The 18720-nt window shown below is 73.6% G+C and carries 15 protein-coding genes; 5 read left to right on the forward strand and 10 right to left on the reverse strand.

All coding sequences use genetic code 11. From position 1 onward, the window contains the following. The first annotated feature begins 300 nt into the window (after nt 1-300). Complete coding sequence (locus AB0C22_RS30265; RefSeq protein WP_357538340.1) at nt 301-972, forward strand: response regulator transcription factor; 672 nt, start codon at nt 301-303, stop codon at nt 970-972. Between the two features lie 110 nt (nt 973-1082). Continuing rightward, a complete protein-coding gene (locus tag AB0C22_RS30270; RefSeq protein ID WP_255597586.1) occupies nt 1083-1823 on the forward strand; it encodes a response regulator transcription factor in 741 nt (246 codons plus the stop codon). A gap of 76 nt (nt 1824-1899) precedes the next feature. On the opposite strand, the gene AB0C22_RS30275 is transcribed toward AB0C22_RS30270, so the two are convergent. From AB0C22_RS30275 to AB0C22_RS30305, 7 genes are all read right to left on the reverse strand, one after another. Continuing rightward, nucleotides 1900-3921 (reverse strand): ABC transporter ATP-binding protein, encoded by a 2022-nt coding sequence (locus AB0C22_RS30275; protein ID WP_357538343.1) that lies wholly within the window; start codon nt 3919-3921, stop codon nt 1900-1902. Next, the gene (locus tag AB0C22_RS30280) at nt 3918-5585 is read right to left on the reverse strand and encodes an ABC transporter ATP-binding protein (RefSeq protein ID WP_357538345.1); all 1668 of its coding nucleotides are present in this window, start codon (nt 5583-5585) and stop codon (nt 3918-3920) included. The genes AB0C22_RS30275 and AB0C22_RS30280 overlap by 4 nt, the downstream gene beginning before the upstream one ends. Nucleotides 5586-5655: 70 nt before the next feature. Then, nucleotides 5656-5775 carry a SapB/AmfS family lanthipeptide gene (locus AB0C22_RS30285; RefSeq protein ID WP_067312693.1) on the reverse strand — a complete coding sequence of 40 codons (120 nt, stop codon included), beginning with the start codon at nt 5773-5775 and terminating at the stop codon, nt 5656-5658. A gap of 77 nt (nt 5776-5852) precedes the next feature. Continuing rightward, complete coding sequence (locus AB0C22_RS30290) at nt 5853-5972, reverse strand: SapB/AmfS family lanthipeptide (RefSeq protein WP_088647629.1); 120 nt, start codon at nt 5970-5972, stop codon at nt 5853-5855. 69 nt (nt 5973-6041) lie between these two features. Beyond that, on the reverse strand, nt 6042-8639 hold the full coding sequence (gene lanKC / locus AB0C22_RS30295) for a class III lanthionine synthetase LanKC (protein ID WP_357538347.1): 2598 nt from the start codon (nt 8637-8639) through the stop codon (nt 6042-6044). 375 nt (nt 8640-9014) lie between these two features. Then, complete coding sequence (locus AB0C22_RS30300; protein WP_357538349.1) at nt 9015-10388, reverse strand: M23 family metallopeptidase; 1374 nt, start codon at nt 10386-10388, stop codon at nt 9015-9017. Between the two features lie 83 nt (nt 10389-10471). Then, nucleotides 10472-11065 carry a LysE/ArgO family amino acid transporter gene (locus tag AB0C22_RS30305; RefSeq protein WP_357538351.1) on the reverse strand — a complete coding sequence of 198 codons (594 nt, stop codon included), beginning with the start codon at nt 11063-11065 and terminating at the stop codon, nt 10472-10474. A 69-nt stretch (nt 11066-11134) separates the two neighbouring features. On the opposite strand from AB0C22_RS30305, the gene AB0C22_RS30310 reads away from it, so the two are divergent. Next, entirely contained in the window at nt 11135-12010 is an 876-nt protein-coding gene (locus tag AB0C22_RS30310) for a LysR family transcriptional regulator ArgP (RefSeq protein ID WP_357538353.1), read from the forward strand. Nucleotides 12011-12187: 177 nt separating this feature from the next. Here AB0C22_RS30310 and AB0C22_RS30315 read toward each other — a convergent pair whose 3' ends face one another. Beyond that, nucleotides 12188-13141, reverse strand: a complete 954-nt coding sequence (locus tag AB0C22_RS30315) for a helix-turn-helix domain-containing protein (protein WP_357538355.1) — start codon at nt 13139-13141, stop codon at nt 12188-12190. 120 nt (nt 13142-13261) lie between these two features. On the opposite strand from AB0C22_RS30315, the gene AB0C22_RS30320 reads away from it, so the two are divergent. After that, nucleotides 13262-13900 carry a DJ-1/PfpI family protein gene (locus AB0C22_RS30320; RefSeq protein WP_357538357.1) on the forward strand — a complete coding sequence of 213 codons (639 nt, stop codon included), beginning with the start codon at nt 13262-13264 and terminating at the stop codon, nt 13898-13900. 178 nt (nt 13901-14078) lie between these two features. On the opposite strand, the gene AB0C22_RS30325 is transcribed toward AB0C22_RS30320, so the two are convergent. Further along, nucleotides 14079-15839: a DUF6119 family protein gene (locus AB0C22_RS30325; RefSeq protein ID WP_357538358.1), complete on the reverse strand. Its 1761-nt coding sequence runs from the start codon at nt 15837-15839 to the stop codon at nt 14079-14081. A 105-nt stretch (nt 15840-15944) separates the two neighbouring features. Between AB0C22_RS30325 and AB0C22_RS30330 the strand changes: the two genes are divergently transcribed. Then, complete coding sequence (locus AB0C22_RS30330) at nt 15945-17909, forward strand: N-6 DNA methylase (RefSeq protein ID WP_357538360.1); 1965 nt, start codon at nt 15945-15947, stop codon at nt 17907-17909. Nucleotides 17910-17955: 46 nt separating this feature from the next. On the opposite strand, the gene AB0C22_RS30335 is transcribed toward AB0C22_RS30330, so the two are convergent. Beyond that, entirely contained in the window at nt 17956-18357 is a 402-nt protein-coding gene (locus tag AB0C22_RS30335; RefSeq protein ID WP_219462177.1) for a hypothetical protein, read from the reverse strand. Between the last annotated feature and the right edge of the window lie 363 nt (nt 18358-18720).

Consider the following 18720-nt stretch of genomic DNA (forward strand, 5'->3'; position numbering starts at 1 on the left):
TGTGGGAGAGTAGGACACCGCCGGACAATCTTTGGTTGAGGCCGACCCTTCGGGGTCGGCCTCAACTGTTTTCACGCCCCGAACACGCCACCGGGCCGCCCCGTCCGCTCTGCTGCCGATTTCGGTCGGCAACAGCAGTCGCGGTTCCTGGCGTTCTGCGATCCGCCCAGGCCTGCGCAGCCCCGACGATACTGCGACCGTATCGACGAATGCAGATCGCCCCCATTTTTGTTGACCTTTATTGCGTCGTCATTCTGACATTCATGACTCTTTTTCCGTTGTCTCGGGAAGATGTAGTGGATGGACGAACTGACCAACCGGAAGCAGTCGTCGTCGGGTCCGGGCCGGCCAGCAGAAGCCGAATCGTCGACGATCCGGGTCGTCGTGGTGGGTCCACCGGGCCTGTTGCGTACCGCGCTGGCAGCGGTGTTGGCCGCCGCCCCCGGGTTCGAGCTGGCGGGGGAGAGTGACCCCGACCACCAGGTCACCGATCGGGTCGTCACCCGTCGTCCGCACGTGGTCCTGGTCGACCTGGACGGGATCGACGACCCGGCCGTCCTCACCGGACGGTGGCACGCCAGGGTGCCGGAGTGCGCCGTGGTGGTGTTGACGTCCCGGCGGACCGCGCGGGTGCTGCGGCGGGCGCTCGGGGCGCGGGTGCGGGGCATCATCGCCAAGGACGTCCCGCCGCAGGAACTACTGGCTCAACTGCGGCTGGTCGCCGAGGGCAACCGGATGATCGACCCGGTGACCGCGCTGGCCGCGCTCGACGCCGCGGTCAACCCGTTGAACGAGCGGGAACGGCAGGTGACCGCCGCAGCTGCACGCGGTCTGTCGACCAAGGAGATCGCCGCCCACCTGCATCTGGCCCCCGGCACCGTCCGCAATCACCTGTCGGCGGTGCTGGGCAAGACCGGTGCCCGCAATCGTTGGGAAGCTGTCCTGCGCGCCCAGGACGCAGGCTGGATCTGACCAACCGTGAGAAGGGGTGTCGGTTCAGTTACGAGTTCAATAAGATTCCCAACCGTGCGTCATGGGTTGCGCACATTTCGTCAACACCTGCTTGATCTCGGGAGTTGCTTATGGTCCGCACACTGCTCGCTCTCCAGGGCGGGCTGCTTCGTGGCGCCCTCGCTCAGGTGCTCTCGGCCGAGCACGACATCCAGATCGTCGGCGAGGTGGACAGCCCGCACCACCTACGCGCTGCGGTCCGGGCCGAACGCCCCGACGTGGCCGTGATCGAGTTCGACATGCTGACCGTGGCGGAACTGATCCACCTGGCGACTGCCGACCCCGGTGCCGACCCCATGGCCGGTCCCGGAGCGGGGGCCATCGGCCGGGCCGACACCGTGACGGCGGGTTGTGGTCCGGTGGCCACGGACATCGCCGGTGCTGCGTCCCTGCGGCAACGCACTGCTTCTCCGGTCACCCCCGTAGGGTCCCTGCTGGTCCTGGTGGAGCAGCGGCGGGCCGGGCGGCTCGGGTCGGTGCTCGCCGAGTACGGGAACCGGATCGGCTTCCTCAGTCGGGACGTTCCACCCGGGCGAATCGTCGATGGGGTGCGCCAGCTCGCCGAGGGCCGGGTCGTCCTCGATCCGGATCTGGTGGTCGCCGCCCTGGAGGTCGCCGCCAGCCCGTTGACCAATCGGGAGCGTGAGGTGCTCGACGTGGTCGCCGAGGGGCATCCGGTCCAGGAGATCGCTGATCGACTGGTGCTGTCGACCGGGACGGTGCGCAACCACCTGTCGCGGATCATGGCGAAGACCGGGGCCCGGACCCGTTGGGAGGCGGTGCGTATCGCCCGCGAGTCGGGCTGGCTGTGACCCGTCCGCCCTACCTCGTTGCCCGCCCCGCCTCGTCGCGTGGTGCAACCCCCGGTGACGACCCGGCACCGGCGGCCTACGCGGCACCCCCCGCTCCGGTCGTCGACCCCGTTGCGGTCCGGGCTGTCGCATCCGACCCGGCCCGAGCCGTCGCCACCCTCGCGCCCCGGACCGTCCCGGTGCGGGGCGTCCTGTCCGTCCCTACGGCCGGTTCCGTCCCTGGCTTCGACGCCGGGCCGGTCCCCGCCTCGCCGTCCGGTGTCGTCCAGCAGGTGGCGATCGCCGGCGGCTCGTCCTGCGTCTCGCCGTAGCCGACCAGGGCGCGGTAGGCCGCCGAGCGGGTGAGCAACCCTTCGTGGGTGTCCAGCAGCGCGGTCCGTCCGTCCAGCAGCAGGACCCGCCGGGCCCGCAGGGCCGAACTGACCCGGTGTGCGATGACCACCAGGGTGCCCGGGCGGGTGGCGAAGACGCTCTCCAGTCGGGCCTCGGTCGCCGGGTCGAGGTGGCAGGTGGCCTCGTCGAGGATGATCAGCGGGGCGGGGGAGAGCCAGGCCCGCAGCAGCGCGACCTGCTGGCGTTCCCCTGCGGACAGTTTCCCCGGGCACAGCAGCGCGTCGTGGCCGCCGAGCCGGGCCAGCAGCCCGGTCAGGCCGAGCCGGGCCGCCGCCCGGTCGACCGCCTCGTCCGGCAGGCCGGGCGCCAGGTAGCCGAGGTTGTCGCGCAGCGTGCCGGTGAAGACATACGCCTCCTGGGGGATGAGCACCCGCCGGTCGGCCAGCTCTCCCGGTGACGCGCCGGTCACCGGCAACCCTGCGACGTGGATGGTGCCGGACTGCGGATACAGCACCCCGGCGATCAGACCCGCCAGGGTCGACTTGCCGATCCCGCTGGCCCCGACGATCACCAGGTGGTCCCCGACGGGCACGTCGAGGTCGAGGTGGTCGAGCACCGGGTCGGCGTGGGGGCCGTACCGGAAGGTCACCGCACGCAGCGACAACGCCGTCGCGGCCCGCCGCGCTCCGGGGGGCGACCATCCGGGCGGGCCGGCGGCGGGCCGGCAGTCGTCAGGGGGGACAGCAGGTGCGGCAGCGGCCGGGCCGGCGGGCCGTGGCGCGGCGGGCCGGCCGCCGGTGGTGCCGGGGGGTGTGGTGTCCGCCGGTGCGGCGGTACGTAGCAGCCGGTCCAGGGTGACCGCGAACCGGAGGCCACCGGCAGCCACCCCCTGCACCAGGCTGTGCAGCGCCGGCTGCACCCCGCGCGTCACGTAGACCAGCGCGCCGAGCACGGCACCCGGCCCCAGGCCCTGGCGGACCAGCCAGGGCGTGGCCAGCAGCAGCACCGGAACGGGCAGCCAGCCGCCCAGTGCCAGGCTCAGACCGCGCGTCGCCGCCATGGTGGCCAGCCGCCGCTCCACCCGGGCCTGGGCGTCGACGGACCCGCCGACCCAGCCGGTGACCTGGTCCCGTGCGCCGCTGGCGGCGACGTCACGGTGGCCGGTCACCGCGGTCACCACGGCCCGGCCCAACTGCTCGTCGGCCTGCACGTACTCCCGTTGCCGGGTCACCATCACCGGCAGTGCCACGGCGAACAGGACGAGACCGGCCAGCACCGGCACCGCCACCACCAGGGCCACCGGGGCGGCCAGCGAGAACAGACCGAGCACGGCGGCGCCGAGCGCGAACAGGAAACCGCGTACCACCATCAGGAGACCGGCGTAGGTGTCCCGGACCAGCTCCACCTGGTGGGTGAGGCGGGCGACCGCCGCGTTGTCGGCCCGGCCGCCGGCCGCAGCGGCGACCGCGCCGCGTACCACCCGGCGGAGCAGGTCGTCGCGGAACGGCTCGACCACGGCCCCGAGCAGCGCGTACGACCGGTGGGTGCCGGCCGCGCCGACCAGCACCGCCAGCCCCAGCAGGGCCAGCCAGGCCAGCCCGACCTCCGGCCGGCCGGCCAGGAAGCCGCTGTCGACGGCACGGGCGGTCAGCAGCCCGGACAGGGCCGCCGGGAGCACCTCCGCCGCCGACCAGCCGGCCAACCGCCACAGCTGCGCCCGGCGGGCCCGCAGCGCGGCCCGGGTCACCCCGACGACGGTGCTCACGACCGGAACACCTCCCGGTAGTCGGGGTCGGCCCACAGTGTCGGGTGCGGGCCGACCGCCCGGACCCGACCGCCCGCCACCCACGCCACCAGGTCCGCGCGGGCGGCCATGCCGAGCCGGTGACTGACCACCACCCGGGTACGCCGGTCACCGGGGCCGGTCAGCGCCCGGGTCACCTGGTATTCGGTGGCGGTGTCCAGGCTGGACGTGGCGTCGTCGAGGATGAGCAGCCGTTCGGCGCGCAACGCGCGGGCCAGCCCGAGCCGCTGCCGTTCACCGCCGGACATGGCGACCTCGGCCAGCGGGGTGCCGTACCGGTCGGGCAGCCGTTCGACGAAGTCGTGGATGGCGGCGGCCCTGGCCAGCGGCACCGGGTCCACGCCGACCCCGACGGCGGCGCCCACCGTGTCGCCGACCAGCACCGGCCGTTCGAACCCGTAACCCACCGCGGCGTGCAGGGCTGCCGGGGCCAGCTCCGGCAGCGGTACGCCGTCCAGGAGCACCACGCCGTCGTCGGGGTCGCGCAGCCGGCCGGCGACGGCGGCGAGCAGGGACTTGCCCGCACCCGAGGCACCCACGACGGCCAGCAGGGTGCCACCGGGCACCCGCAGGTCCACCCGGTCGAGCAGGGCCCGGCCCTCGGCGTCGCACACGGTGACACCGCGCAGTTCCAGGGTGCCCGGCCCGGGTGGCAGGGCCCGGGTGCCGTACGGCCGGGCGGGTTCGGCGAGCACCTCGGCGGCCCGGCGGCAGCCGGCGCGTACCCGGACGGCGGTGTTCAGGGCGGCGACCACGGTGCCGAGGCCGGCACCGAGCGCGGCGTACTGGATGGCGGCCAGCAGTTCTCCGGGTGTCAGCCGGCCGGCGGTCAGCGACAACCCGCCGACGGCGACGATCGCGACCTGGAGCAGCGGGTTGAGCACGGCACCCCGGGTCGCCGCCCCGGCCAGCACCGTCCAGGTGCGCGCGCCGTGCCGGTGCAGCGCGGCGAGGGGGGTCAGCACCCGGTCGACCTCCCGTTCGCCGGTGCCGGCGGCGGCGATGGTGCGCGCCCCGGCGAGGGTCTCCACCAGCCGGCCGGCGAGGTCGCCCTGGGCCTGCTGGTAGCCGGCGACGGCGGCGGAGGCGTCGGCGACGAAGCCGCGCAGCAGCAGGGCGAGCAGCAGCAGGCCCAGCACGAAGGTGACGCCGAGCCACGGGTCGATCAGGGTGAGCGCCACCAGGCTGCCCACCGGCGGCAACGCCACGGTGGCGGCCGTGACGACCGTGGGCGCGGCCTGCCCGGCGTCGGCCACCTGCCCCACCACCCGGCCGGCCAGGTCACCCACCGGGCGGCGGGCGGCGGTGCGCGGGTCGAGGGCGAACAGGTGCCGGACCAGGGTGTGCCGCAGGTGCGCCACCGACCGGGCGGTGGCCGCGCCGGTGCCGTAGTCGCGGATGACGCCGACGACGACCAGCAGGGCGACCAGGGCGGCGACGGCGGCCAGCCAACGGCCGGGGGAGGACTGCGGGGCGGCTCCGACGGCGGCGTCGACGGCCCGTCCCAGCACGGCCGGCAGGGCCAGTTCGGCTGCGGTGCCGGCCACGGTGACCACGGCAAGCGTCGGGGTCCACCAGCCGGCGGCGCGCACGGCCCGCAGCAGGAGCCGGTCGTCCGGTGTCATCGCGCCCCTTCCCACGCCGCGCGGCCCCGGACCGGCAGGTGCCGGTCCGGGGCCATGCGATACCGGTCGATCAGTTGCAGGTGGTGACGCTGAGCGAGCTGTCGCCGCAGAGCAGCAGGCTGGCCTGGCTGCCGCCGCCGGTACGCTCGGTGGCCGGCAGTTCCATCGCCTGGAGGTCGAGCAGAGCCATGGTCTTACCTCTTTCTGTCGTCATTGGACGTGCCTGGTGGTGAGCCTCGTCGGGTCGTTGGGTCGACGACCGTCGGCTCAGTTGCAGGTGGTGACGCTGAGCGAGCTGTCGCCGCAGAGCAGCAGACTCGCCCGGCTTCCGCCGCCGGTACGCTCGGCGGCCGGCAGCTCCATCCCCTGAAGGTCGAGCAGGGCCATGTCTTTCCTCCTTTCCACAGGTGTCGGGTCGGGTGGCCCCGGGGTGACCCCCGGGGAGCGGGTGGGCCGTCAGTCGGCCGGGGTGGTGTCGGTCGGGCCCAGCAGCGGCAACCGCACCGGGTCGGTGGGCCGGCTGGCCGCGACGGCGGCCAGCACGCCGGCGGTGCCGGTGGCCAGGTCCATGGAGAGCCGCAGCAACTGGTCGCCGGGGAAGGCGGTGCCGTCGGCGTACGGCAGGGCGTGCCAACCCAGCAGCCGGGCTTGGGCGTGGGCCACCTCGTGCTCGCCCCGGCCGGCCAGGTAGGCCACGATGCCGGCGCGTCCGGCGAACAGTCCGGACTGGGCGTAGAACGGGAAGTCGGCGCAGCGGCGGATCGCCTCGGCCTGCTCGGCGAGGCCCTCGTCGGGCCGGTGACGCAGGTAGCGGTCGAGCACCAGTCCCACCCCGACGCTGCCCTCGGCGAGGTACGGCATGGTCCGCCAGCCCTCGTTGACCTCGAGGTGCCCGTCGTCGCGGCGGACGCACCGGCGCAGGTCCTGCCGTAGCGCGGTGGCGGCGTGGTCGAGTAGCCGCTCGTCGGGTTCCCGTTCGTGCCGGCCCAGCAGCATCAGCGCCACCCCCGCCCCGCCGCGCATCAGTCCCGCGTACGGGTGCCGGCCGCCGCTGACCTCGGCCACCGAGTCGACGTCGCCGAGCCGGTCGACGACCAGGTCGACGGCGTGCCGGGCGGCGGCTTCGTAGCGTTCCTCCCCGGTCAGGCCGGCGAAGTGGGTCAGGTTCAGCGCGATGCCGGGCAGCCCACCGACCAGGTCGTTGCCGAGTTCCGGCCACGGTTCGTCGAGGCAGCGGTCGAGCAGCCGGCGGGCCTCGTCGCGGTGCCCGAGCAGGTCCAGCACGTACGCCACCCCGTGCAGCCCGTCGAAGAAGCCGAGTCGGCTGCCGGAGGCGGGTTCCCGGACCCGGTCGATCAGCCACCGGACGTGGCGGGGGTCGACGGGGGCGCCGGTGGCGTGCAGCGCCCAGAGCACCCCGGCCGCGCCGTGGGCGAGGTTCAGCCCGCCGTCGTTGCCGCTGAACTGCCGGATGTCGCCGGGGAAGAGCCGGTCGTCGCGCTGGGGCGTGGCGCTGGCGGTGATCGCCCGGACCAGCCGGTCGCGCAGGCCCGGCCAGTCGTCCGGGTCGATGCGCACCACGTCCGGGTCCAGCCGGGCCCGGGTGGCCGTGTCGGGAGGGGTCGCCGCGTCGGGTGTGCCGGTGGTCGGTGGGTCGCCGACGATCACCGCGACGGTTTCGTCGAGCACCGCCCGGTCGACCGGGAAGTGCTCGGCCACCACGTCGGCCAGGTGCGCCGCCTTCGTCGGGGCCAGCCGCAGCATCGCGGTCAGCGGCAGGAACAGGGCTAGCCGCAGGCAGGCCAGGGCGTACCGGTCGACGTCGGGGCCGACCCGGTCGCGGGGCGCGGCGAACGCCTGGTTGCGCAGCGCCGGGCGGCTCGCCTCGGCGGCGGGTGCGGCGACCTCGAAGTCGATCAGGGTGACCGCCCCGTCGTCGCCGACCATGATGTTGAACATGTGCAGGTCGCCGTAGACGATGCCGTGCGCGTGGATGGCCTCGACCGCCTCGGCGACCTGCCGGTGCACGTCCAGCGCCCAGCGGGTGTAGCCGGCCCGGTCGGCGTCGGGGTGCACCAGCGGGTAGCGCTGCACCACCTCCTGGTTGAGCGGGCGGCCCTCGACGAACTCCAGGGCCAGGAACTCGTGCCCGCCGAAGCTGAACTCGTCGTGCACCCGGACCAGGTGCGGGACGTCGGCGAGTTGGCGCAGCACCTCGGCCTCCCGGCGCAGCCGGGTCACCGCGTCCGCCCCGGTGGCGTCGAGGCCGGCGTGCGGGCGGGCCTCCTTCAGCACCACCCGGGTGTCGGTCCGGGTGTCCCGGGCCTCGTACAGGCCGCCGCCGTTGGAGAAGTGGACGACCTTCTCGATCCGGTAGGGCAGCTCGGTGGTGCTGGCGGCGTTGCGGGCGGCCAGGTGCGGGGCGAGGAAGTCCGGCAGGGTCACCCAGTCGGGCAGGTGGAACACCGGGTCGCGGCGGTCGGGGACCAGGGTCCCCGTGGCGTCGGCGATCGCCGGCACCACCTGACCCTCGGGTGAGAGGCAGTAGCGGGCGGCGAAACCGCCGTAGCGCAGGTAGACCGGGCCGTCGCCGTAGCGCAGGTCGCTGAGGATGTAGGGCCCCTGCTCGCCGTCGAGCAGCGCCGACAACTCCTTGGCGGTCAGCTCCAGCTCGGCGTCGTCGCGGGGGTAGACGGTGACGAACTTGCCGCTGCCGCCGCGGCGGGCGTACTTGCTGTTGCGCATCAGCAGCATCCGGGGGCCGCGCAGGTGCTTGAAGGGGATGCCGCGCGGCTGGCAGTAGTCCATCACCTGGGTCAGCACCCGCTCGGCGTTGTCCAACCGGGCCGAGACGTGGATCTTCCAGCCCTGGGCGGGCAGGGTGCCGCCGACCGGCGCGTGGATCAGCCAGTCGTCCTTGACCTCGGACTCCCAGCCCGCCGGCTGCGGGCGGTCCGCGGCGTAGCCGATGCCGGTGGCGGTGGCGCTCGCGCTGGACAACGAGTCGTAGAAGAGCGGGTCGACCGCGCAGTACGCGTCGTATCTGTCGTCCATCTCGGCTGCCTCCCATCCCCTGATCGGTTGATGTCAATCCTGCGATCAGTGGGCCGTCGGGCACAGTGCGATGCGTCATCGACCAGCGGTGAGATTCCGGGCGGAAACTCGTGACAATGGCGGAGTTTGAAATCGTGAATACGGCATCACCTGCGGGGCGGCGCAGGTGGACACCTCCGGGGCGGTCAGCGCCGTGCCGGGGTGGCTGCCCCGATCCCGGCCCCCTGCGGGCGACGTGGTCGGTGCTGACCACCCGGGCACGCCGACTCCGCGCGTCGCCGGTCGGGCGACGCGCGGAGCCGTGCGGGAGTACGCCGGCCGTGCCACGACCCGGTCGGCGTCGGTGGCCCGGCTGCGTCGCGGGCCGAGGTGTCGTCAGACGGTGTAGAGGACCTTCACGCCGCTGACGGTGGTCGCCGAGACGGCGGTGCCCCGGACGTTGGAGTTGAGGTTGCGCCAGCCGTTGTTGCTGGCGGCCTCGTGCACCAGGCCGCCGACCACGGTGTAGATGATCTTCACGCCGTTGAAGCTGATCGCGGCGAGGGCGTCGGAGCTGACCCCGGAGATGCCGGTCCACAGGTTGCGCCAGCCGTTGATGCTGTTCGCCTCGTGCACCAGGCCGTTGACGACCGTGTAGATGTATTTGACGCCGTCCATACTGATCACGGCCAGGGCGTTGTTGCTGACGCCGGAGATGCCGGTCCACAGGTTGCGCCAGCCGTTGTTGCTGGCCGCCTCGTGCACCAGGCCACCGACCACGGTGTAGATGATCTTCACGCCGTTGTGGTTGATGGCGGCGAGGGCGTTGTTGCTGACCCCGGAGATGCCGGTGTTCAGGTTCTTCCAGCCGTTGGCGCTGGACGCCTCGTGCACCCAGCCGCCGACCACGGTGTAGATGTACTTGACGCCGCCCACGTTGATCACGGCGAGGGCGTTGTTGCTGACGCCGGAGATGCCGGTCCACAGGTTGCGCCAGCCGGTGTCGCTGGACGCCTCGTACACCCGGCCGTCGTTGACCGTGTAGAGCAGCTTGTTGGTGCCCATGACCATGGCCGCGGTGGCCGAGCCGGTGATGCTGTTGACCGGCAGCATCTGCCAGCCGCTGTGGCTGCCGGACTCGTACACCTGGCGGTTGGCGGCCTGACCGCAGTTCTGGCTGGTCATGTTCCGGGCCGGCGAGGTGGGGCCGGAGACGTAGAGCGGGCCGGTGGACGGGCTGCCGTCGGAGGTGATGCCGGAGGGCACGCCGTTGAAGTACGACTCGGTCTTGACGCCGTCGCGCACCTGCTCGTAGTGCAGGTGCGGGCCGGTGGAGTTGCCGGTGCTACCCACCCGGCCGAGCTGCTGGCCGGTCGACACCCACTGCCCGGCGCCGACCATCGGGGTCTCGATCATGTGCAGGTAGAGCGTCCGCCAGCCGTCGCCGTGTTCGATGACCACGTACCAGCCGCCGCTGCTGCCCCAGCCGGCGAAGGAGACCGTGCCGCTGGCGGAGGCGAGGATCGGGCGGCCGTTGCTGGCCCCGCCGGTGAAGGTCAGGTCGATGTCGTAGTCGTCGTGACCGTAGTAGGTGGCCATCCGCCAGGTCTCGCCGCAGGGCACCGGCATCTGGAAGTTCGGTCGGGGGCCGGCGGCCTGGGCCGGGGTGGTCACGACGGCGGCGGTGCCCGCGAGCGCGAGCACGGCGACGCCGGCGGTCGCGAGCGTCAGCCGGGCGGTGGCGAGGAGTCGGGTGAGTGGACCCGTCATGCGCGGTTCCCTCCAAAGTGGAGTGTGGGGTTGAAGGATGTCGATCCTACGGTCCCGAACCCCGTCCGGAGGGTCCGCGCCGCTCAGCCGACGGCGACCGAGACGGCGACGACCACCATGATCACGGCGATCACCCCGTCGATGACCCGCCAGGCCGCCGGATGGGCGAGCACCGGACCCAGCCGGCGGGCACCGAGCCCCAACCCGGCGAACCAGGCCAGGCTCGCCGTCACCGCTCCGGCACCGAACGCCCACCGGTTCGGGTCCTGATGGGCGACCGTGCCGAGCAGCACCACCGTGTCCAGGTAGACGTGCGGGTTGAGGAAGGTGAACGCGAGGCAGGCCAGCAGTGTCGCGCGCAGCGTGGCCGGCGGACGGTCCAGCGGGGTGAGAGTGGTCGGGCGCAGGGCGCGGCGGGCGGCCAGCACCGCGTACCCGAGCAGGAAGGCGACCCCGCCCCACCGGACCGCGGCCAGGACGGCGGGCGTCCCGGTGAGCAACGCCCCCAGGCCGGCGATGCCGGCGGCCATCAGTGTGGCGTCGCCGGCCACGCAGATCGCCACCACCGGGAGTACGTGCTCCCGGCGCAGCCCCTGGCGCAGCACGAAGGCGTTCTGCGCCCCGATGGCGACGATCAGCGCGAGGGAGAAGCCGAAACCGGCGAGCACGGAACCCATGGCGGCCAGGCTAGGGCGGGCTACTCCCACACTCCAGCTAAAGATTCTTCAGTAGCATTAGAATTGCTCATGTCACTCGACCCGGTCCAGCTGACGACCTTCCGGGCGGTCGTCACCCACGGCAGCTTCGACGCCGCCGCGCAGGCGCTGCGCGTCACCCCCTCAGCGGTCAGCCAGCGCATCAAGGCCCTCGAACGCGCCGTCGGGCAGGTCCTCGTGCGCCGCACCCGGCCGTGTGTGCCGACGGAGGCCGGAGCGCCCCTGATCCGCCTCGGCGGGCAGGTGGCGCTGCTCGAACAGGAAGCCCTCGACGCCGCGCGCGGCGCCCTGCGCGACCACACCCGGGTCACCGTCGTGGTCAACGCCGACTCCCTCGCCGGCTGGTTCCTACCGGCCCTGACCGCCGTCCCCGACGTGCTGGTCGACCTGCGCACCGACGACGAGGCGCACACCGCGCAACTGCTGCGCGACGGCACCGTGATGGCGGCCGTCACCACCGAACGCACCGCCGTGCAGGGCTGCCGGGTCCTGCGCCTCGGCGCGCTGCGCTACCTCGCCGTCGCCACACCCGCCGCCCACTCGGCGCACTTCGCCGACCGTGAGCCCGCCACCGCGTTCCCGACCGCGCCGATGATCCGCTTCGACCGCAAGGACACCCTGCAACACCGCTTCGCCCGTACGCTCACCCGCCGCGACGTCGACCCGCCGACACACTTCGTGCCGGGGACGGCCGCCTTCACCGAGGCGATCCGGCTCGGCCTCGGCTGGGGACTGCTCCCCGAGGCCGTCGCCCGACCTGACCTCGCCGCCGGTCGCCTCGTCGACCTGGCCGCCGGCCGGCACCTCGACGTGCCGCTCTACTGGCAGTGCTGGCGGCTGGAATCCACGGCGCTGACAGCGCTGACGGCGGCGGTCCGGGCCGCCGCCGGCGCCGCGCTGTACTGACCGGACCCGAGGATGGGCGGGCGCGTCGTGGTACCGGTCGGGACTGGTGGGCGGTCCGGCCTGGCGACGAACACGGCGTAACCGCCGTCCAGCCGCTGGCACAGCATCGGGTGTACCGGGGCCGGTCACTCCCGGCGGCGACGGTGCACCACCTGCCGTCCCCGGCGGAACGCCCGTTCAGCCGGGCACCGACCCGGCGACGAAAGTCCTGCGGTACGCCTGCGGTGACACTCCACTGCGCCGCTTGAACTGGACCCGGAAGTGCGCCGGTGAGGCGAAACCGACGAGGTGGGCGATCCGGTCGACGCCGTGGTCGGTGCGTTCCAGCAACTCCTGCGCCCGGCGGACACGCACGGCCGCGACCCACTGCATCGGGGTGAGGCCGGTCTCCTCGTGGAAACGGCGGTTGAGCGTCCGCACACTGAGCCCGGCCCGGGCGGCCACGTCGGCCAGGGTCAGCCGCTCGTCCGCGTGCGACTCCAACCACTCCAGGACCGGGCCGAGACCCACCCCGGCGGGGTCCGCACCGGGGCGCACGATGAACTGCGCCTGTCCGCCGTCGCGGTGCAGCGGGGCCACGGCCTGCCGGGACGCGTCGGCGGCGACCGCCGCCCCGTGGTCACGGCGGACCAGGTGCAGGCACATGTCCACGCCTGCGGTCGCCCCGGCGGAGGTGACGAACTGGCCGGTGTCGACGTACAGCACCGCCGGGTCCACCCGGACGGCCGGGAACATCGCCTGGAACCGCTCGGCGGCGGCCCAGTGCGTGGTGGCCCGCCGACCGTCGAGCAACCCGGCGGCGGCCAGGGTGAACGCGCCCACGCAGATCGAGGCGATCCGGACGCCGGCGGCAGCGGCCGCCCGCAGCGCGTCCAGCACCGCAGCGGGCAGTGGCGCGGCCGGGTCGTAGCGGCCCGGCACGATGACGGTGTCGGCGTCGGCGAGCGCGTCGAGGCCGTGGTCGACGGCCAGCCGCAGCGGGCCGGCGTCGACGACCGGCTCGCTGCCGCAGACCAGCACCCGATAGCCGGCCCGGCCGCCCGGCAACCGCACCCGGCCCAGCACCTCGATCGGGGTGGCCAGGTCGAACGCGATGGTGCCCGGGAGCGCCAGGACCAGCACGGTGTGCACAGCGGCACCTCCTTCGGATCGACGGCGGGCACCCCGCAACGTGCGGGATGGCAAGAAGCCGTCGGGCAATGGCAATCCTGCCACTGGCCGGCGGCTGCGGCGAGGCCGAGGATCGTGGACATGCCGATCCAGATCGTGTTGTTCGACGGGTTCGACCCGCTCGATGTCATCGCGCCCTTCGAGGTCCTGGCCGCCGGCGCCGATGCCGCCGGGAGTGCCCTGACGGTGGAACTCGTCTCGGTCGAGGGCCCCCGGGAGGTGGTCGGTGGCACCCGCGGCCTGACGCTGCGAGCGACCGCCCGGCTGGACCCGGCCCGGCCCGGCTACGTCGTGGTGCCCGGTGCCAGCGGACCCACCACCGGCGACCCCGACGAGGGCGTGGCGACGATTCCCGTGCTGCTGTCCCGGTTCGCCGACTCGGCGGCCGTACCGCTGCGCGCCGCCCTCGACAACCCCGACGTGACGGTGGCGGCCGTCTGCGGCGGGTCGCTCGCCCTGGCCATGGCCGGCCTGATCGAGGGCCGCCACGCGGTGACCCACCACCTCGGCATGGACGCGCTCGACGCCACCGGCGTGCACGCGGTGCCGGCGCGGGTCGTCGACGACGGCGACCTCGTCACCTCGGGCGGCGTCAGCTCCGGCCTGGACCTCGGCCTGCACATCCTGGAACGGGAGTTCGGCCCCCGGGTCGCGCACGCCGTGGAGACCCTCTTCGCCTACGAGCGACGCGGCACCGTGTGGCGTGCCGCCGGCCGGTAGGTGTGGACCCCCGCCTGCACCGGTCGCGTAGGTCGAGCTCGCCCGGGTCGGCGGTCGGCGGGGTGAGGCCGGGACCAGGCCCGATGATCTTCGGGGGGAGACCCGGCGGAGCGGGGGGAGAGCCGTCGGAACCCATCACGCGCCTCCTGAGTGAGATCGGCTTGAGGTGGGAGGTGGATCAGGCGGCGGGGATGCCGACGACCTCGACGTCGACGTCCTCGGTGCGCAGCGCCTTTACCGCCCGGTAGAGCGCCACCTGGGCGAAGGTGAACAGCGTTCCGACGGTGACTGGCCGGCCGCTGCCCAGGGCGATCGCGTAGATCACTTTGCGGGGGCGGAAGTCCCCGCCGATCTCCCGACCGTTGGGCTGCCGGCGGACCAGCTCGGCCAGCCGCTCCCGGGCGTCCGTCTCGTAACGCAGGGCGTCCACCGAGGCGGCACCCTGGGCGAAGAGGTGGCTCAGCGGGGAGCTGCCGGAGGCGCGCTTGACGTGGATCAGCTCGCCGTCCGGGCCGAGCAGGTCGCAGGCCTCGATGCCGCGCCGGTGCTGAGCCGTGCGGAGCAGCTTCTTGTCCAGCAGGACCAGGCGGGGGTCGCGGTCGGCGGCGGCCCGGTTGTAGGCGTCCTCGTCGGGCAGGTCAGGCGTCCACGCTGGTAGGGCGATGCCGCAGGGGCGGGCCAGGATCTCGGCGATCTCCTGGTGCAGGAACTCGCGGTGCCGGTCGCCGATCTCGTACCAGCCGCCCTCGTGCAGCAGCAGGTGACTCGTGCCGACCGTCACCTCGGCGGTGATCCAGCGGGAGGCCGGCGTGGAGAGCGGTTCCCCGGCGCCGCCCGCGTCGGTGTGCAGGGTGATCCGTCCCCGCTGGAGCCCGGACCACCGGTCACCGGCGGGTACCCGACGGGTGTGGGCCAGCAGGGCCGGCAGGTTCAGCTCGGCCACGAGCGAGGTCCGCCGGCCGGACCTCGGGACCTGGATCCGGTAGGACCGCACCGCCTCGATGTCGTCGACGAGACCGCCGGGGACGGCCACCCCGAGCTGCGCCGGATCCGGCTGGCCGAGCCGCGCGTCCAGCTCGGCGGCGAGCGCGGGCAGCCGGGGGTCCCGGGAGGAGACCGGCCGGATCTGGGTGACGAAGGCCAGGTCGGCCAGCGGGAACTCCTGCCGGCAGACCCGGTCGATCTCCCGCAGGTCGGCGAGCAGCCGGGTGGGCTGCACGGCGAGGTGGATGCGCAGCGCGTCGCCGCCCTCGATCCGGGTGGGCCGGCCGGTGCGGCGGCACACGGTCAGGTTCGGGTTGTGGGCCGGTCCGCTGAGCTGGCCGACGATCTCGCCCCACTTGTCGATGCCGAACTTGCGGATGGGCTGGCCGGCCGGGACGAGGCTACGGTCCACCCGTCCGCTGGTGCCGATCATCCGCCGCCGGACCTGGCGGATCTCGCTGGGCAGCAGCGCCCGGACGGCGAAGGAGACGCCGAACGTCGGGTCGACCACGCCCTGGTCGATCATGTGCCGGCCCAGCGTGCCGTAGGCGAGGGCGTACGCCCGGTCGTCGACGGCCAGCAGGAGCAACCCGCCCCCGCTGCTGTGGCCGAGGTCGACCTCGCGGCCGGTGAGTGCGGTGAGGACGTCGCACCAGTCGGCGCGGGGTCGGGGCACGGTGCCGTGCACCAGCAGGGCGGGCGCTCCGGCGACCTGCCGGGTGTTGACCGGGAAGCCGCTGTCCACCAGGTACTGACGGTTGAGCGCCCGGGTCAGGCCGGCGGCGGTCGGGTCGACCCGGAGTCGGTAGACGGTCGTCAGGTAGGTCCCCGGCGGTGGTGCGGGCACCGGGTGCGCGAAGAGGGGAGGCTGGGTGTTGCCGGGTCGGCGGGAGTCGTCCCGGGCACCGGGGCGGGTGGTCGGTCCGGTCATCCGGTGGTGCTGGGCGTGACGCATCTTCGAACTCCTCCTCGTGGTGCGGGGTGTTGCGGGAACATGTTCACATTATCCGTGAACACTGTCAACGGACAAGATGCTTGACGGCTGTGGCATCATGCGAAGATGCAAGAGACACCGACCGTGACGGCAGCGGAGATCGCCCGGCTCGCCGGGGTCGGCCGGGCCGCCGTCAGCAACTGGCGCAAGCGGCACCCCGACTTCCCCGCCCCGGTGGGTGGCTCCGCGGCCAGCCCCGAGTTCGACCTGATCGAGGTCGAGCAGTGGCTGCGCGGCCAGGGCAAGCTGCCCGAACTCGACACCGCCGAGCGGCTCTGGCGACACCTCGCGGCGGCCGGCGACTCCCCGGCCGCCGCCCTCGCCGCCGTCGGCGCGAGACTGCTCGCCCGCCACCGCCCTCCCCGGGAGACCACCCCGCCTCCCATCGACCCGCAGCCCGATGCGGTGCCGCCCGCCGGCCCTTGGTCCGCTGCCCTACCGTCCGCGGACTCGCTTCCTGCCGCGCTGCTGGCCGACCTCGACGCCCTCGCTGACGACCGGGGCGCACCGGACGCCTTCGACGAGCTGTGGCAGCGGTTCTCCGGCCCCGGCCCCGGCCGGCCCCTCGCCACCCCGGACGACCTGGCCGACCTGATGGTCGGGCTCGCCGCCGTGGGTGGCGGCAGTGTCCTCGACCCGGCCGTCGGCTCCGGGGCCACCCTGCGGGCCGCCGCCCGTGCCGGCTGTGCCGCCGCCTACGGGCAGGAGATCGACGCGGACCTCGCCGCGCTCGCCGGACTGTGGTTGGCCCTGCGGGACGTGCCCGGAGAGGTGCGCACCGGCGACTCGCTGCGCGCCGACGCGTTCGCCGGCCAGCCGGTCGACGCCGTCGTCTGCCACCCCCCGTTCGGGGCCACCAACTGGGGCGACGACGAGCTGGGCCACGACCCTCGCTGGATCGTCGGCACTACCCCGCGTACCGAACCGGAGCTGGCCTGGGTGCAGCACGCCCTGGCGCACCTGCGGGTCGGCGGGCACGCGGTGCTGTTGATGCCGCCCACGGTGGCCAGCCGCCGGGCCGGCAAACGCATCCGTAGCGAACTCCTGCGCCGAGGCCACCTACGTGCGGTGATCGCGCTCCCGCCGGGGGCGGCCGGGTCGCACGGCGTACCGCTGCACCTGTGGGTGCTGCGGCGGGCCGCGACGGACGCGCCACCCCCGGCCCGGATGCTGCTGGTTGACGCGGCCGGCGGCGACCTCGCCGGGACCGCGCCCCGGGTGCTGGGCGTGTGGCGGGCCTTCGACGCCATGCCGGACGCCGAGGTCGACCAGGCCGGTTTCGCCCGCACGATCCCGGTGATCGAGCTGCTCGACGACGAGGTGGACCTGACGCCCGCGCGCCGGCAACCGGCCGTCGGCAGCGAGGTTTCGGGGGAGCAGTTGACACGCACCCGGGAGCGGCTGGCCGCCGTCGTCGCCGCACTGCCGGCGCTGATGCCGCCGGCCACCCCCGCACCGGACGGGACGGCCGGGCAGTTCCTCACCGTCGGGGAGCTGCTCCGGGCCGGCGCGCTGCACCTGCTCGGACCGGTGCGGGCCGGTGTGTCGGAGCCGGCCCCGGACGGGCCGCCCGTGCTCACCGTCGGGGACGTGCTCGCCGGTGCGCAGGCCTCCGGCCGGATCGACGACCGGTACGGCCAGCAGATCCCCATCGAGGTGGGGGACGTGGTGGTGCCGGTGGTCGCCCAGCAGCTCACCGCGCGGGTGATCACCACGACGGGGACGCTGCTGGGGCGCAACCTCTATCTGTTGCGGCCCGATCCGGGGGCGCTGGACCCGTGGTTCCTGGCCGGGCAGTTGCGCACGTCGGCCAACGAGAAGCAGGCGTCGAGCCTGTCCGGGACACTGCGGTTCGACATCCGGCGGGCGTCGGTGCGTCGGCTGGGTCTGCCGGAGCAGCAGGCATACGGCGAGGCGGCCCGGCGGCTGGACGACTTCGAGCGGGCGCTGCGGCTGGCGGCGACGCTGGGGGCGGAACTGGTGCAGCTCACCGCCGACGGGCTGGCCCGGGGTGCGATCCGACCGACGTGAGCGGTCCCCGCCACCCGGAGGTGACGGGGACCTGGTTGCGCTGGCGTCACGACGAGATCGTCAGGTGGAACGCCCGGTCGGCGGCCACTCCCGCCGAGGTGAACGTCTGGACGAACACGCCGTTCGGCACGCCGAACCGGCCGACCACCGCGATCTCGCCGCTGGGCGAGGCCCCGACGGAACCGGTCAGGCCGATGCTCCCCACGTACGCGGAGCGGGTCACGTCGTGGCTGAAGACCACCTGGTACTGCCCCACGGCGACGCGGGTGGACGAGACCACCCCGAAGCCACGGTTCAGGACCCCGTTGGCCGCGACCACAGCCCAGAAGAGCTGCGCGGTCGGCGGCATGCCGGCTGTGGTGGCGGGGACCAGGAGCGCGGCGGCCTCGGCGATGTCACTGTCGCTCGGGGCGGGCTGGTCGGCTTTCTTGGCGGACTCGGTGGACATGGTGCCTCCTTCGGGTGGCGCCGCAGCGATGCGGCAGCGTGGTGGTAAAGGGGTAAATTTGGTGATCAGAAGCAACTTGCCGGTTGAATCTGATCAATGCCCCTTTATGAGCTAAACGGTAGGCAGCCCGAACCAGGTCAGGCCAGGGTTGAAGCTGTCCAATCATGGACAGCCGACTATTTGATCAGGGCATTCACCTGCGCATACGTCATCACGACCGGAGGGAGGGCGACGTCCGTGGCCAGCATCCTCTGTGAACCCTGTCAACGGCTACGATGCGCGAAGGCTGCTGAGCGCTGCGCGGGTGCGGAGGATGTGGATCGTGACGGGGAGCGAGGATGGCCAGGCTCCCCGGGGCGGGGC

The organism is Micromonospora sp. NPDC048894, from assembly GCF_040649765.1.
In the GTDB taxonomy this organism is placed as follows: Bacteria; Actinomycetota; Actinomycetes; order Mycobacteriales; family Micromonosporaceae; genus Micromonospora; species Micromonospora antibiotica.

Excerpts from the sequence above, each read along its gene's own strand:
- AB0C22_RS30330 (WP_357538360.1), top strand. The coding sequence starts at position 15,945 with ATGCAAGAGACACCGACCGTGACGGCAGCGGAGATCGCCCGGCTCGCC.
- AB0C22_RS30290 (WP_088647629.1), bottom strand. The coding sequence starts at position 5,972 with ATGGCCCTGCTCGACCTTCAGGGGATGGAGCTGCCGGCCGCCGAGCGT.
- AB0C22_RS30285 (WP_067312693.1), bottom strand. The coding sequence starts at position 5,775 with ATGGCTCTGCTCGACCTCCAGGCGATGGAACTGCCGGCCACCGAGCGT.
- AB0C22_RS30265 (WP_357538340.1), top strand. The coding sequence starts at position 301 with ATGGACGAACTGACCAACCGGAAGCAGTCGTCGTCGGGTCCGGGCCGG.
- lanKC (WP_357538347.1), bottom strand. The coding sequence starts at position 8,639 with ATGGACGACAGATACGACGCGTACTGCGCGGTCGACCCGCTCTTCTAC.
- AB0C22_RS30320 (WP_357538357.1), top strand. The coding sequence starts at position 13,262 with ATGCCGATCCAGATCGTGTTGTTCGACGGGTTCGACCCGCTCGATGTC.
- AB0C22_RS30305 (WP_357538351.1), bottom strand. The coding sequence starts at position 11,065 with ATGGGTTCCGTGCTCGCCGGTTTCGGCTTCTCCCTCGCGCTGATCGTC.
- AB0C22_RS30335 (WP_219462177.1), bottom strand. The coding sequence starts at position 18,357 with ATGTCCACCGAGTCCGCCAAGAAAGCCGACCAGCCCGCCCCGAGCGAC.
- AB0C22_RS30300 (WP_357538349.1), bottom strand. The coding sequence starts at position 10,388 with ATGACGGGTCCACTCACCCGACTCCTCGCCACCGCCCGGCTGACGCTC.
- AB0C22_RS30280 (WP_357538345.1), bottom strand. The coding sequence starts at position 5,585 with ATGACACCGGACGACCGGCTCCTGCTGCGGGCCGTGCGCGCCGCCGGC.
- AB0C22_RS30270 (WP_255597586.1), top strand. The coding sequence starts at position 1,083 with ATGGTCCGCACACTGCTCGCTCTCCAGGGCGGGCTGCTTCGTGGCGCC.
- AB0C22_RS30325 (WP_357538358.1), bottom strand. The coding sequence starts at position 15,839 with ATGCGTCACGCCCAGCACCACCGGATGACCGGACCGACCACCCGCCCC.
- AB0C22_RS30310 (WP_357538353.1), top strand. The coding sequence starts at position 11,135 with ATGTCACTCGACCCGGTCCAGCTGACGACCTTCCGGGCGGTCGTCACC.